At 63.8% G+C, this 13,344-nt stretch carries 12 protein-coding genes; 6 read left to right on the top strand and 6 right to left on the bottom strand.

The window, feature by feature from the left end; translation table 11 throughout:
- Nucleotides 1–244: 244 nt before the first annotated feature.
- From ACTJKM_RS04930 to ACTJKM_RS04920, 3 genes are all read left to right on the top strand, one after another.
- Nucleotides 245–2,347 carry a methyl-accepting chemotaxis protein gene (locus ACTJKM_RS04930; protein ID WP_440659967.1) on the top strand — a complete coding sequence of 701 codons (2,103 nt, stop codon included), beginning with the start codon at nucleotides 245–247 and terminating at the stop codon, nucleotides 2,345–2,347.
- Between the two features lie 2 nt (nucleotides 2,348–2,349).
- On the top strand, nucleotides 2,350–2,814 hold the full coding sequence (locus tag ACTJKM_RS04925) for a chemotaxis protein CheW (protein ID WP_057253527.1): 465 nt from the start codon (nucleotides 2,350–2,352) through the stop codon (nucleotides 2,812–2,814).
- 240 nt (nucleotides 2,815–3,054) lie between these two features.
- Nucleotides 3,055–3,357, top strand: a complete 303-nt coding sequence (locus ACTJKM_RS04920; protein ID WP_082640703.1) for a hypothetical protein — start codon at nucleotides 3,055–3,057, stop codon at nucleotides 3,355–3,357.
- 145 nt (nucleotides 3,358–3,502) lie between these two features.
- Here the strand turns inward: ACTJKM_RS04920 and ACTJKM_RS04915 are convergent, their stop codons facing one another.
- Together ACTJKM_RS04915 and ACTJKM_RS04910 are read right to left on the bottom strand one after the other, a co-directional pair.
- On the bottom strand, nucleotides 3,503–4,000 hold the full coding sequence (locus ACTJKM_RS04915) for a CreA family protein (RefSeq protein WP_058321262.1): 498 nt from the start codon (nucleotides 3,998–4,000) through the stop codon (nucleotides 3,503–3,505).
- Between the two features lie 165 nt (nucleotides 4,001–4,165).
- Nucleotides 4,166–5,410, bottom strand: coding sequence for a diguanylate cyclase domain-containing protein (locus tag ACTJKM_RS04910; RefSeq protein ID WP_440659965.1), 1,245 nt, complete (start codon nucleotides 5,408–5,410; stop codon nucleotides 4,166–4,168).
- Between the two features lie 403 nt (nucleotides 5,411–5,813).
- On the opposite strand from ACTJKM_RS04910, the gene ACTJKM_RS04905 reads away from it, so the two are divergent.
- The 3 genes from ACTJKM_RS04905 to ACTJKM_RS04895 all read left to right on the top strand — a co-directional run bounded on the left by ACTJKM_RS04905 (nucleotide 5,814) and on the right by ACTJKM_RS04895 (nucleotide 7,806).
- Nucleotides 5,814–6,476, top strand: a complete 663-nt coding sequence (locus tag ACTJKM_RS04905; RefSeq protein ID WP_440659963.1) for a phosphoribosyltransferase — start codon at nucleotides 5,814–5,816, stop codon at nucleotides 6,474–6,476.
- Nucleotides 6,477–6,640: 164 nt separating this feature from the next.
- Nucleotides 6,641–7,279, top strand: a complete 639-nt coding sequence (locus tag ACTJKM_RS04900; RefSeq protein ID WP_113514394.1) for a cysteine hydrolase — start codon at nucleotides 6,641–6,643, stop codon at nucleotides 7,277–7,279.
- A 65-nt stretch (nucleotides 7,280–7,344) separates the two neighbouring features.
- Entirely contained in the window at nucleotides 7,345–7,806 is a 462-nt protein-coding gene (locus tag ACTJKM_RS04895) for a GNAT family N-acetyltransferase (protein ID WP_113514393.1), read from the top strand.
- Nucleotides 7,807–7,890: 84 nt separating this feature from the next.
- Here the strand turns inward: ACTJKM_RS04895 and ACTJKM_RS04890 are convergent, their stop codons facing one another.
- The 4 genes from ACTJKM_RS04890 to ACTJKM_RS04875 form a co-directional block, all read right to left on the bottom strand.
- On the bottom strand, nucleotides 7,891–9,141 hold the full coding sequence (locus ACTJKM_RS04890) for an adenylate/guanylate cyclase domain-containing protein (RefSeq protein WP_113514392.1): 1,251 nt from the start codon (nucleotides 9,139–9,141) through the stop codon (nucleotides 7,891–7,893).
- A gap of 156 nt (nucleotides 9,142–9,297) precedes the next feature.
- On the bottom strand, nucleotides 9,298–11,763 hold the full coding sequence (locus ACTJKM_RS04885) for a UvrD-helicase domain-containing protein (RefSeq protein ID WP_112946570.1): 2,466 nt from the start codon (nucleotides 11,761–11,763) through the stop codon (nucleotides 9,298–9,300).
- Nucleotides 11,764–11,951: 188 nt separating this feature from the next.
- Nucleotides 11,952–12,359, bottom strand: coding sequence for a carboxymuconolactone decarboxylase family protein (locus tag ACTJKM_RS04880; protein WP_093233690.1), 408 nt, complete (start codon nucleotides 12,357–12,359; stop codon nucleotides 11,952–11,954).
- A gap of 57 nt (nucleotides 12,360–12,416) precedes the next feature.
- Nucleotides 12,417–13,238, bottom strand: coding sequence for a cyclase family protein (locus ACTJKM_RS04875; RefSeq protein ID WP_093233689.1), 822 nt, complete (start codon nucleotides 13,236–13,238; stop codon nucleotides 12,417–12,419).
- Nucleotides 13,239–13,344 lie beyond the last annotated feature (106 nt).

The following is a 13,344-nucleotide window of genomic DNA, read 5'->3' as shown; positions in this document are numbered from 1 at the left end:
CCCGCAAATGCCGGGAAACCAGAGCTTGCAGCGCATATGCGCAAACATTGAAATAGCCGATTTCGCTGGGGATTGGGCGACCGCCTTAGCGAATGCTTAAGGTCTGTTTGACACTGTTTTTCCACGCGGTCGGAGTGTTCGTGCTCCGATATGACATGAGGTCAGCCAGCTTTATCGGCCCCGGTTTTCCGTATCGATCGTAGGAGGACTCCGCTTCACGCGGATCCGTGACCATGGACTCCCTATGACTGCCACATCTCCTTCCCTGAAACGCAATCTTTCCGTGAGCCAGCGGCTGGCGACGCTTGCCGGCGCCGCTTTTGTCGGTTTTGGCTCCGTGCTCGGGGTGGGCTGGTACCAGGGCAGCCAAGCCAATAACGCCTTGCAGGGCGCTGTCGCGGCGCAGAACGGCCTGACGACCGTCGATGAGGTCCATCTGGCGACGACCAATCTCGTGCTCAACGCGATGGATAGCATCATCGACAGAGAAGAGGGCGCGATCCAGCCGGCGCGCGCCGCCAGCATTGCCGAGATCCTGAAGCTGCTCGAAACGAAGTCCGTCGAGATCCAGGCGCTTGCCAAGCTCTTGGACCGCAGCGAGGTGCTTTCGACCTTCGACGCCGATGTCGCGGAACTGCGCAAGGCGATCGGCACCGACCTGAAGACGTTGATCGAAGGCAAGGCTTCGGCCGACGACTTCGGCAAGATCGATGATGCGATCGATGGCGCCGGCGAACGGGTCGCCACGGCTTTGACCGGACTTTCCGAAGCGGCGACCGAGTTGGTGCAGACGCGCGTTGCCGAGGCGCGCACTGTGTCCGACCAGGCGTTCCAGCTTCAGGTGGCGGCTGGGCTGCTGGCGATGGCCACACTGCTTTATCTGCTCTGGTTCCACGGCAGCACGCTCCGCGCCGGCATCCTCGGCCTGCGCAACGGCATGCAGCGGATCCAGAACGGCGATCTTTCAACCAAGGTCGAGGCGCTCGACCGCGGCGACGAAATCGGCGCGATGGCGCGCTCGGTCGATCTCTTCCGTCTTTCGGCCATCGAGAAGCAATCGCTCGAACAGAGCGCCGCACTCAGCCGGCGGGAAATCGAGAAGGAACGCGAAGATCAGCAGAGCGAGCGCGAGGAAGCGGTGCGCCGTATCCAGGCGGCGATCGACAATCTCGGCCGTGCCCTGACCCAGCTTGCCGATGGCGATCTTGCCGTGGCGATCGAGCGGCCCTTCGACGGCAATCTCGATCAGCTCCGCCAGAACTTCAACCAGACGGTCGAGCGGCTGCGCGTGGTGCTTTCGAGCGTCAAGGAGAATGCGCTCTCGATCGAATCGAACGGTCGCCAGATGCGCACGGCCGCCGACGATCTCGCGCGTCGCACCGAGCGGCAGGCCGCCTCGCTGGAGCAGACGTCGGCAGCCCTCGACGAAATCACCGTCACGGTCCGCACCGCGACCCAGCGCGCCGAAGAGGCAAGCCGCATGGTCGGCGAGACGCGCACCAATGCGGAGGAATCCGGCCGGATTGTCGGTGAGGCGATCGCCGCCATGGCGCGGATCGAAAGCGCCTCGAACGAGATCGGCAAGATCATCAACGTCATCGACGAGATTGCCTTCCAGACCAACCTTCTGGCGCTGAATGCCGGCGTCGAGGCGGCCCGCGCCGGTGAGGCCGGCAAGGGCTTTGCGGTCGTGGCGCAGGAAGTGCGCGAACTGGCGCAGCGCGCCGCCGGTGCCGCCAAGGATATCAAGGCGCTGGTCAGCCGCTCCGGCAACGAGGTCGGCAGCGGCGTCAAGCTCGTCCAGGCGACGGGCGAGGCGCTCGGCCGGATCGGCGCCGATGTCGCACGCATCAACGAACACATGACCTCGATCGTCATGGCTGCGCGCGAACAGTCGACCGGCCTCAACGAGATCAGCACCGCCGTCGGCCAGCTCGACCAGATGACGCAGCAGAATGCCGCCATGGTCGAGCAGACCAACGCGTCGAGCCACACGCTGGCGCAGGACGCCGAGCGCCTGACCGGCCTCGTCGGCCAGTTCCGCGAAGGCCACACGATGCAGCGCGCCATGCCCACCTTGGCGCCGGCCCCGGTGGCGCCGCCGGCAAGGGCGGCAATTGCTTCGGTGCAGACGAAAGCCCCTTCGGCTTCTGCCGTTCAACGGCCGGCCGCCAAGGGCACCGGCGAACCGGTGCCGCTGCGCAAGATCGGCACCGCCAAAATGGCCTCGTTTCCAACTCCATCTCCCGCAAAGGCCCTGATGGGCAAGCTGGCGGGCGCATTCGGCAACAAACCGGGCTCTGTGCCGTCGACGACGGCTTCCGGTGAGAACTGGGAAGAATTCTGATCATGACCAACGCACTCAAGCAGTCCGGTGCCTATCTCGAAATCGTGTCGTTCCATCTCGGCGACCAGGAATTCTGCATCGATATCATGGCGATCCGCGAAATCCGCGGCTGGGCGCCGGTGACGCCGATGCCGCATACGCCGCCTTACGTGCTCGGCCTCATCAACCTGCGCGGCGCGGTGATCCCGGTCATCGACATGGCCGCCCGCCTCGGCATGAAAATGACGGAGCCGTCGGAACGCTCGGCGATCATCGTCACCGACATCGCGGGCAAGCTCGTCGGCCTGCTGGTCGAGCAGGTCTCCGACATGATGACGATCAAGAGCGAAGCCCTGCAGCCGGCGCCCGAGATCATTCCGGAAGCGCAGCGCGCCTTCTGCCGCGGCATCGTCGCTCTGGAAAAGACGATGGTCTGCTTCCTCAACCTCGACACGGTCATTGCCGACGAGCTGGCCCAGGCCGCCTGAGTTCGACACCTGGCAGAATTGACGGGCACCCCGGCGGGATCTCCGCCGGGGTGTTTTGCGTCTCGGCAGGTAGTGGATCGCGCCGGTCAAATTAAACTTCGGCAATGATCTTCACGCTTGGGCGATACCATTGTGACAAATCGTCATGTGGCGAGCTGGAATACTTGTACTAACTTACCGTTGTTGCTGAGTGCCCGAACGGAGGCCGGGTGCTCGGTCCCGACAACAGGAGTTGGACTCATGACAATCTCTGTAAGGAAACTTGTAGCCGCGCTCTCCGTAACGATGTTGATGGCTGGCCCGGCTCTGGCTGATAGCTACTATCAGGGCATCGACGCCAACAATCCTCCCGGAACGCGGAACACGCAAAAGGCCATGCCGCTGATGAGGCGGCCCTCTGCCACGGTTGACACGATGTCGACGGGCAGCATCAACAGAACCTCCACACCGACCCCCGTCTATCGCGATCGTCAGCCTTTCGGCGGCTATCAGGGCGGTGACGGCGAATATTATCAGGGCATCGTCCCGCCGAACTCCTACTAGAGCAGCGGAAGTGGAATGGGGTGCTCCCAGACACTTCGCCCTGTTCCGCCCTGATGAGGTTTCGCGAGCGCCCGTGAAGGGGCGGGCGCTTCGCACCCTTTGAGACGGATATCCTTGCAGGCTGACGCAGGCGGCAGGGGAGCGCTTACTGCGGCTTTCCGTTCTGCCAGGTCACCGTCTGGCCGTAGAGCGGAATGGTGGAGATCGACATCTTGGCCGAGCCGTCGGTCAATTCACGCGAATGCGCGAGATAGATCAGCGTATCGTTCTTCCGGTCGTAAATCCTTGTGACCAGCAGGTTCTTCCAGACAAGCGAAAGCCCTGAGCGAAACACTTCCTCGCCTTCCTTCGATAGCTCGATGTCGCCGATTTCGATCGGGCCGGTCTGCCGGCAGGCGATCGAGTTGTTCGATGGGTCCTCGAACCAGTTGCCGTTCTTCAGCCTGTCGATGACGCTGCGGTCGAAATAGGTGACGTGGCAGGTGACGCCCTTGATCTTCGGGTCGGTGACGGCATCGATCATGATATCGTTTCCGAGCCAGTCGACGCCGACCTCGCCGACCGTTTCGGCGCGGGCGGGCGGGGCGGTCACCGTAACGGCGGCGAGACCGGCAACGAAGAGAGCGTGAACAGCACGCAACATGGATGTCCTCCTGCAGCGACGCGCGTCACTGAGACGCGTGAGCGGTCGCCGTAGCGTTTCGAATGGCTGCATGTTTCGTCCGCGAACCGGTTGCGGTCCAAGGAGACATGCATTGGCCAAGCTCACATAGGTTCGGGAAGCGGCATTACAAGCCGTGGGGGGCAGTCAGCCGGTATCGCGCAGCAGCCGCGGCTCGAAGCTTCGGCTATCGGCGGCACGCATCTGTGCGGCTGCGGCCGCCAGCGCCCGCGCGCTCGCGTCCGGCTGGAAGCGGCCGGCAATCGTGCAGCGGTCGCGCCCGTCGGCCTTGGCATCGTAGAGCGCCATGTCGGCGCGGATCATGATGTCGCTGATCGTGTCGCCCGGCACAGCCTCGGCCAGACCGATGCTCACCGTCAGCCGGATCGGCCGATCGAAGCGGCCGATCGGCGTATCGCGCACCACGCGGCCGATCTCCTCGGCAAGCGTAAAAGCGGCATCTTCCGTGCAATTGGGCAGGACAATGCCGAACTCTTCGCCGCCGATGCGCCCCAGAGTGCCGCGGCCGGTGAGACAGGTGGCGACGGTTCCGGCAAAATGGCCGAGGGCGGTGTCGCCGACCGCATGGCCATAGCGATCGTTGATCTGCTTGAAGTAATCGAGATCGAGCAGCAGGAAGGATACCGGCTGTTGCCGCGCGAGACTGGTGGTGAGGGCGCGCTGGCCGAGATCAAGCAGGGCACGTCGCGACAGAACCCCCGTCAATTCGTCGCGGGCGATCGTGGTCTTGAGCTCGGTGATCACCCGGTTCTGGATCATCAGGATCACGCCCAGGAACAGCGCAGGCAGGTAGAAGTAACGCATGACGGCGCAGGCGAAATCCCAGCTGACGGGTGCAGGCGAAACCGATGCGGTCGCGTGGACGGCGGGCGAAAACACGGTGACCGCGAGCAGCGTCGAGCAGCCGGTTGCCACGCAGGCGATGACGCAGAGCCGCTCTATCGGCCCGGGCGCCTGGCGCCGGTGCTGCGAACAGACGGCGATGATCAGCACGAAGGCGGCGGCAATGCCGATGACGGAGAGTGCATGCAAGGTGGTGCTCTTGGCACCGAATGCGGCAATCAACAGCGCGACGAACGCCAGGGACGCGGCCGCGACGAGGGACGTCGAGGTGCGTCTCTGAACGCCGAGTGCGTGGTGAAAGCCGCAGAGCACGAGCAGGCAGGCGCCGGCCAGGAACACGAAGCCGATCAGGGACAGAGGCTGCAGCGTCGGAAACGCGGAGAGCATCATGAACAGGGTCGCGGCACTGGCCACCGCACAGGCCGCGGCGAAGTCCGTGCCGCCCTCGATCATCGAGGCCCGCAGCGAAATCAGGACCGGGAGCATCGCCAGGAGGGCAATGATCGATATGGCAGGGAGAAAGCTCATTTCGAAACGGCCTGTCGTGCTAAAGTCAACAAAGGCGGCTTGCGTCTCAGCCAGATATGCAAGGCCAATTGGTAGCGAGGGCGCCTTAACGAAACCCGGTGGAATCCGTTGCAATTTTACCGATTGGTCGGGATTGGCACGGTTGTTCACATGCGCACCCCGGCAACCGATAGATGGTGGATTGTCCCGGCCTTCAGGCGCGCCAGGATAAGAGACCCGTGGATGTCCTTTGGCCGATGCGAGGACCGCGCGAGACGACATGGAAACCGGGCCTGACAGCAAACGCCGGACGCGGGGGAACCCGAGCGGGTTTTCCTCATTTCGCGTCTGCGGGCCAAGTTCCTCCTCGTCCACTGGACGGGGATCCGACCCGCGGCGGCGGTGGAAACCTGGGAGAGATGAGGTGTTTACATGGCTCTTCGAAGACAGGGCGGATGCCGGACGGCAGCTCGCTGAGACGATCGCGGGCGAGACGCTGATCGATCCGCTGCTGGTGGCGCTGCCGCGCGGCGGCGTGCCGGTTGCCTATGAGATCGCGGTTCGCATCGGCGCGCCGCTCGACATCCTGATCGTGCGCAAGATCGGCGCGCCGGGGCACGCGGAATTCGGGCTCGGCGCGCTGGTCGACGGCGAGGAGCCTGAACTGGTTCTCAACCGCCAGGCGATCCGGCTTGTGCGTCCGGCAAAGGGCTATCTGGAGGCGGAAACCCAACGCCAGCATGCCGAAATCCTGCGGCGCCGTACCCTCTACTTCGGCGATCGCACGCCGATCTCACCCAGGGATCGTGACGTGATCCTCGTCGACGACGGAATTGCCACCGGCGGGACCGTGCGCGCGGCGATCAGGGCGTTGCGCCGGGCAAGCCCACGCCGCCTGATCCTTGCGGTTCCGGTGGCGCCGAAAAGCGAAATCGCCGAGCTGCGCAGCTCCGTCGACCTCGTCATCTGCCTCGCCACCCCCTTTGCCTTCCGCGCCGTCGGCCTGCACTACCGCGACTTCGAGCAGACGAGCGATGAGGAAGTGATCGCGTTGATGAAGAAGGCACGGCGGGAAGACGAGAGTTGAATGCGTCGACGCTGGCGCCTCGGTTGCCGTGAACGCCGAAACCCGTCCGAATAGTTGCATGAAGCGCGCTCAGCCGTATTGCAACGGAAGGCCTCACGCGCCACATTCCCGGCGCGTGATGTTGGCGGAGTGGGCGCCGGAGGAGGCGACCCCGAGGAGAGATTATGGCCGCGAAGCTGGAAATTGGAAAGACGCTCGAGGATTTCTGTCGTCCGGAGCGCATGGCGCTGGTCGTCTACGACATGCAGGTGGGTATCACCAGGCAGATGAAGAATGGCGCCGAGATTACCGGCCAGGTGCTGAAGGTGCTGGATGCAGCGCGGGCAGGCGGCTTTCCGGTGATCTTCCTTCGGCACCTCTCAATGCCGAAGCCGCTGATGGGCGCCTTCCAGACGCGCCAGGCGATGGCGTGGCAGCGGACGGACGATCCGGATGCGGTGCATCCCTGGTTCCTGCGCGGCACGCCGGGCTTCGAGCTCGTGCCAGAGCTTCAGCCCCGCGAGGACGAGGCGATCCTCGACAAGATCACGTTCTCCGCCTTCGAGGGCACGCCGCTTGCCATGATCCTGCGTGATCTCGGGCTCACCTCCTTTGCGATTTGCGGCATCGCCACCGAAATCGGCATCGACCCGACCGTGCGCCACGCCACCGACCTTGGTCTCGTGCCGGTGGTGGTGCGCGACGCTTGCGGTGCAGGGCATCATGAGGCCGGCGAACGCTCGATGGAAAACATCGTCTTCATGGGCGATGCGATCATGACCGACGTTCAGGCGATCACGGCGGCGATGACCAAGGGGCGATGACCAGAGGGTAGGGCGGCAGTGCCGCTGCCGCCGCCTGTTCTATTCAACCCACTACGGAACCTGCAATGACCGAAAACCTCCGCATCCGCCCGATAACCAGAGCTGACTATGAGCAATGGCTGCCGCTCTGGGATGGCTACAACGCCTTTTACGGCCGATCCGGCGAAACCGCGCTCGACCCCGCGATCACTGCCATGACCTGGTCGCGCTTCTTCGATGCCTATGAGCCTGTTCATGCGCTGGTGGCCGAGAGCGAGGGGCGGCTGATTGGGCTCACCCATTACCTCTTTCACCGCAGCACGACGGCGATCCAGCCGAATTGTTATCTGCAGGACCTCTTCACCAACACGCAGGCACGCGGAAAGGGCGTCGGGCGGGCACTGATCGAGGGCGTCTACGAGGCGGCGCGGGCGGCCGGCTCGCCACGGGTCTACTGGCAGACGCACGAGACCAACGAGACGGCGATGGCGCTCTACGACAAGGTGGCGGAGAAGTCGGGATTTATCGTCTATCGCAAGATGGTTTGAGGCGCTTACGGCGCGTCGCGATCTTTTCGCACGACGTTATCGCAAAACTGCTGCGCACGGCGCGGCAAAGCGGTGTGCGGCACCTCACATATCCGCCTTTGCGAGGTTGCCGACTTCGTTTGTACCGGCGCTCGGCAACTGCATGGTCCAGATTTCGGTCAAGCCGAAGCCCTTGATGTCTTCATGGCCCGAGCATTCGAATTGGAAGTGCTCGTTCAGGCGCCGCCTGATCTCCGCGGTCGTCGTGATGCAGCCGGGCTTGCCGATCGCTTCCAGGCGCGCGGCGAGGTTCACCGGCGCCCCCCAGACGTCGTAGGCGTATTTCGTTCGCCCAAGCACGCCGGCCGTCACCGATCCCGACGCCATGCCGGTGCGAAGCCTCAGCACGACATCGTAGCGTTCGCCGATCTCGCGGGCAGCGGCGATGGCGCCGAAGCCGAACGCGGCGGCCGCCTTCTCGGGGGCGGGGTGTCGGGCGGGCACGCCGGCCACCGCAAGATAGGCATCGCCAATGGTCTTGATCTTCTCAACACCGACCGCCGCCGCCAGCCGATCGAATTCGCTGAAGAGTTCGTTGAGCAGGCTCACGGTCCTTTCCGGTCCCAGGCTGTTTGACAGGCTCACGAACTGGACGATGTCGGTCAGGACTACGGTCGCGTGTTCGAATTCGTTGATGATCGTTTCCCGCTCATTCCTCAGCAGGCGCGCCACGATCTCGTCCGGCATGATCGACGCCATGAGGCGGGCCAGCCGCCCTTGTGCTTCTCTCGCCAAGTGGAAGGCATAGTAGATCGTGGCGAAGCACATGAGGGTGAGGGTGACGATCGATGAGGAATAGATGAGCTGCAGGAAGCCGCTGGCGTCATAGACGCCTGATCGCGCCTCCGGGAACGCGATGGATGCCGCGATGACCGTGATTGTGGCTGTGGCGCTCAAGACCGCCACCAGGGCGACGTTCTGGAACCCAAGGATCGCGAAGGCGACCGGCGTTGCGCCGAGCAGCGTCAAAAGCACGCCGGAGTCTCTGCCGACATAGGAGGCGATCCACACGAGGATCACGACGCAGATCCCGAACTCCCAAAGTCCTGACGCCACGCGCCCGAACCGATGAAAGAGGGGCGTCAGCGCGGCGGCCGCCGCCAGAGCGAGATTGGCATAGACGAGCGGGACCAGACTTGGTTCGCCGTGGAGTGCGTAGATGAGAGCAAAGCCCGTGGTGGTGACGACGATCACGCACGCCGCGACATTCGCAACGAGAATGCCTTCGCGGTCATCCTCGGCAGCATTTGAAGCGCCTACCTCCAGCAGGCCGCGAACAGCGCTCGTCCAGGACATGTCTCCATCCACTTCGCGTCGAGGGAGATCGGTACAAGGTTTCGTTCAAACGCGAGAATTGTGCTTGCAATTATTAGTGCACTTCGCCGGTCGACGCCATGAGATCGCCGGTTGCGCGGTTACTTGGGAATGCACGTGAGGAGGGCTCTGACCTCCTCACACCTTCTCGACAAACCCATCCAGCACGCGCTTCTGGCCGGCGCGGTCGAAGTCGATGGTGAGCTTGTTGCCTTCGATCGCGGCGATGTTGCCGTTGCCGAACTTGATGTGGAAGACGCGGTCGCCGACCGAGAAGCGCGAGGGTTCCGTGGCTGTCGATTTTGCCACCAGCTCGCCGTCGATCGTGCGGCCGCGCGGGCCGCTTTCGCCGTAGCCGATGCGTTCGACCGCGTGGCCGGAGCGGGTGCCCCAGTTGTCGCGGGTGGCGTCGGAACGGTGCTGCTGGGCGCGCTTCCAGCCCGGTGTCGAATAGGTGTTCTGGAAGGGATCGGCCTTGTCGAAGCGTGACTGGCCGTAACCGCCGCGGCCATAGCCGCCATAGGATTGCTCGCTCTCGGCCACGTCGACATGGGCGAGCGGCAGCTCTTCGAGGAAGCGCGAGGGCAGCGTCGATTGCCAAAGGCCGTGGATGCGACGGTTGGAGACGAACCAGATGTGGCAGCGGTGCTTGGCGCGGGTGATGCCGACATAGGCAAGGCGCCGTTCTTCTTCCAGGCCGGAGCGGCCGCCTTCGTCGAGCGCGCGCTGGTGCGGGAAGAGACCTTCCTCCCAGCCGGGCAGGAAAACGGTGTCGAACTCCAGCCCCTTGGCCGAGTGCAGCGTCATGATCGACACGGCGTCGAGGTTTTCGTTCTGCTCGGCATCCATGACGAGGGCGACGTGTTCGAGGAAGCCGCGCAGGCTCTCGAAGGCTTCCATCGAGCGGATGAGTTCCTTGAGGTTTTCCAGCCGTCCGGGGGCCTCGGCCGACTTGTCGTTCTGCCACATGGCGGTATAGCCGCTCTCGTCGAGGATCTGCTCGGCAAGCTCGGTGTGCACGGTGGTTTCCAGCAGGCTCTGCCAGCGGCGGAAATCGGTGACGACGTCGAAGAGGGCTTTCCGCGCCCTCGGCTTCAACTCGTCGGTCTCGATGATGTCACTGGCGGCAGCCAGCATCGGGATATCGCGAGCGCGGGCATAGTCGTGCAGGGTGCGCACGGTGGTGTCACCGAGGCCACGCTTCGGCGTGTTGACGATGCGCTCGAAGGCGAGGTCGTCGGCCGGCTGGCAGACGAGGCGGAAATAGGCCATCGCATCGCGGATTTCGAGGCGCTCGTAGAAGCGCGGGCCGCCGATGACGCGGTAGTTGAGGCCAAGCGTGACGAAGCGGTCTTCGAACTCGCGCATCTGGAACGATGCGCGCACCAGGATCGCCATGTCGTTGAGCTTGTGGCTCTTGCGCTGCAGCTGTTCGATTTCCTCGCCGACGGCGCGGGCCTCCTCTTCGGAATCCCAGGCGGCGTGCACCTGCACCTTCTCATCATCCGGATCGGTGCGGTCGGTAAAGAGCGTCTTGCCGAGACGGCCCTCATTGTGGGCGATCAGGTGGCCGGCGGCACCGAGGATGTGCTCGGTCGAGCGATAGTTGCGCTCGAGCTTGATGACCTTGGCGCCCGGGAAATCCTTCTCGAAGCGCAGGATGTTGTCCACTTCCGCGCCGCGCCAACCATAGATCGACTGGTCGTCGTCGCCGACGCAGCAGACATTCTGCGGAACGCCCTTCGGCCGCTGGGCCAAGAGCCGCAGCCACATGTACTGCGCCGTGTTGGTATCCTGGTACTCGTCGACGAGGATGTAGCGGAACTTGTCGTGATAATCCTTCAGCACGTCCGCATGGTTACGGAAAATGCGGATCGGGTGCAGGAGCAGATCGCCGAAGTCGCAGGCGTTCAGTGTCAGCAGCCGGTTCTGGTAGGCGGCGTAGAGTTCGCGGCCCTTGCCGTTGGCAAAGGCGCGGGCGTCACCCTCAGGGATCTGCGCGGGATCGAGGCCCTTGTTCTTCCAGCCGTCGATCATGCCGGCGAACTGCTTGGCCGGCCAGCGCTTGTCGTCGATGCCTTCGGCCTGGATGAGCTGCTTGATCAGCCGCACCACGTCATCGGTGTCGAGAATGGTGAAATCGGAGCGCAGGCCGACGAGCTCGGCATGGCGACGGAGCAGCTTGACGCCGATCGAGTGGAAGGTGCCGAGCCAGGGCATGCCTTCGACCGCATGGCCGACGAGCACGCCGATGCGCTCCTTCATCTCGCGCGCCGCCTTGTTGGTGAAGGTCACCGCAAGGATTTGCGAAGGGAAGGCGCGGTTGGTCGAAAGGATGTGGGCGATGCGGGTCGTCAGCACGCGGGTCTTGCCGGTGCCGGCGCCGGCAAGCACAAGCACGGGACCGTCAAGCGTTTCGACCGCCTCGGCCTGTTCCGGGTTGAGGCCGGAGAGATAATCCGGGCGCGGCTGGGCGCGATCGCGCGCAGCCATGGCGCGCGCGGCAATACCGCCGGCGGCGGGGATACCTCCGGGGGCTGGCGGCTGCTTGCGCGGCGCCGGCTCCTCGTCGAAGAAAGGAATGTCGTCGAAACCACTCATCATGCGGCTCAATGTAGTGATTCGGTGGGGAAAGGCCAGAAAGGATGTTCTTCTTTTATTCCGTTTTCTGCGCCAGCCGCACCAAGCCTGTGGAAAGACAGGCGATTTCGAGACCGCTTATTCTTGGTCGCACGTTTTGATTTGTCGCATGTCGTATCGCAAAACCGCTGCGCACTTTTGCGCGGTATGCTTTATCCCGCCGTCTTATCAAAGACGGTATCGACCGGGACCTGCAGCGCTGTGGCAAGCTGGTTGGTGCGGGCGGCGAGCGAGATCACCCGCAAGAGGTCCGCATGCTCGGCATCGCTCAGGCCCTTCGCCCTTGCCGCGGCCGTATGGGAATGGGCGCAGTAGCCGCAGCCATTGGTGACGGACACGGCGATATAGAGCATCTCTTTCACCAGCGGATCGAGCGCAGAAGGCGTTGCCATCACCGCCTTGACGTCGCCCCAGGTCTGCTCCAGCAGGCCCGGGTCGAAGGCGAGCCACAGCCACATATTGTTGATGAAATCGGATTTGCGCGTGGCGCGGATATCGTCGAACACGGCTTTGACGCGCGGGTCGGCTTCCGGGTTCTTCGGCGGCGTAACGGTGCTCATGGGCTCTCCTGCATGGTGTTGCCGGCGGCCCTGCGCCGCCGGATTGAAGAGTATGGATCAAGCAAGGGCGAAGACGCGCGCCGGGCCGCCGGTGCCGCCGCGATGCTTCGGCGCGCCGAGAATGAGCGTCGCGCCTTTGGCCGGCAGCTTGTCGAGATTGGCGGCGGCCTCCAGCCCCCAGCGGCCCGCGGGCAGCCAGGCATAATGCGTGGCGAAATCCGGTGAGGGGCCATGGTCGAGCGAAAGTGTGTCGACGGCAATGCCGGCGGCCTTGCTCTCCTCGATGAGATACTTCGCCGCCTCGGCGTGAAAGCCGGGGAAGTGCAACTTGCCGCCGCCATCGGCATTGCGGAATTTCTCCGTGCCCATATGCGCGCCCCAGCCCGAAAGCATGGCGACGCAGGCGTTTTCCGGGATCTCGCCATTGGCGGCGACCCAGGCCTTGAGGTCGTCGGGCGTCACCTGCGCATCGGCGTCGGCCGTTGCCTTCTCGCGGATATCGACGATGCAGAGCGGCACGACGAGCTTTTCCACCGGCAGCTCGGCGACCGACAGGCCATCGGCGGAGAAGTGCAGGGGCGCATCGACATGGGTGCCGGTGTGTTCGTTTATGCGCAGTTCGAACAGATTGAACTTTTCTTTGGCGTAGCTGAACTTTTGCTCGCGGAAGAACTGCTGCTGGCCGAAGAAGGTCGGGAAATCCTCGTGCAGTTCGTGGGTCAAGTCCGTGACGCTACTATGTCCCTGAGCCAATGCCGGGGGTGCTGCACCGACGCTCGCGGCGGCGAGGCTGGCGGTTCCAACTGCAGCGGCTTTGAAGAAGCTGCGGCGCGACAGCATGCGCGCCTTCACCGTTTCCATCACACAGGCATCGCACATCGTTCTTGCTCTCCTTCAAGAAACTTGAAAACCAGACGGCGAAACCGCTCGAAAAAGCGGCCGGCGGTTGCAGGATAGCGCGACCGACGCCGCTGTAAATGCCGGC

The sequence above is a fragment of the Ensifer sp. 22460 genome (assembly GCF_052044935.1).
Lineage (GTDB): Bacteria > Pseudomonadota > Alphaproteobacteria > Rhizobiales > Rhizobiaceae > Ensifer.
This window is presented reverse-complemented; position numbering and strand designations above follow the sequence as displayed.

What these genes read in the sequence shown, in the direction of transcription:
- ACTJKM_RS04930 (WP_440659967.1), top strand. Translation starts at nt 245, where the DNA reads ATGACTGCCACATCTCCTTCCCTGAAACGCAATCTTTCCGTGAGCCAG.
- ACTJKM_RS04925 (WP_057253527.1), top strand. Translation starts at nt 2,350, where the DNA reads ATGACCAACGCACTCAAGCAGTCCGGTGCCTATCTCGAAATCGTGTCG.
- ACTJKM_RS04920 (WP_082640703.1), top strand. Translation starts at nt 3,055, where the DNA reads ATGACAATCTCTGTAAGGAAACTTGTAGCCGCGCTCTCCGTAACGATG.
- ACTJKM_RS04915 (WP_058321262.1), bottom strand. Translation starts at nt 4,000, where the DNA reads ATGTTGCGTGCTGTTCACGCTCTCTTCGTTGCCGGTCTCGCCGCCGTT.
- ACTJKM_RS04910 (WP_440659965.1), bottom strand. Translation starts at nt 5,410, where the DNA reads ATGAGCTTTCTCCCTGCCATATCGATCATTGCCCTCCTGGCGATGCTC.
- ACTJKM_RS04900 (WP_113514394.1), top strand. Translation starts at nt 6,641, where the DNA reads ATGGCCGCGAAGCTGGAAATTGGAAAGACGCTCGAGGATTTCTGTCGT.
- ACTJKM_RS04895 (WP_113514393.1), top strand. Translation starts at nt 7,345, where the DNA reads ATGACCGAAAACCTCCGCATCCGCCCGATAACCAGAGCTGACTATGAG.
- ACTJKM_RS04890 (WP_113514392.1), bottom strand. Translation starts at nt 9,141, where the DNA reads ATGTCCTGGACGAGCGCTGTTCGCGGCCTGCTGGAGGTAGGCGCTTCA.
- ACTJKM_RS04885 (WP_112946570.1), bottom strand. Translation starts at nt 11,763, where the DNA reads ATGATGAGTGGTTTCGACGACATTCCTTTCTTCGACGAGGAGCCGGCG.
- ACTJKM_RS04880 (WP_093233690.1), bottom strand. Translation starts at nt 12,359, where the DNA reads ATGAGCACCGTTACGCCGCCGAAGAACCCGGAAGCCGACCCGCGCGTC.
- ACTJKM_RS04875 (WP_093233689.1), bottom strand. Translation starts at nt 13,238, where the DNA reads ATGTGCGATGCCTGTGTGATGGAAACGGTGAAGGCGCGCATGCTGTCG.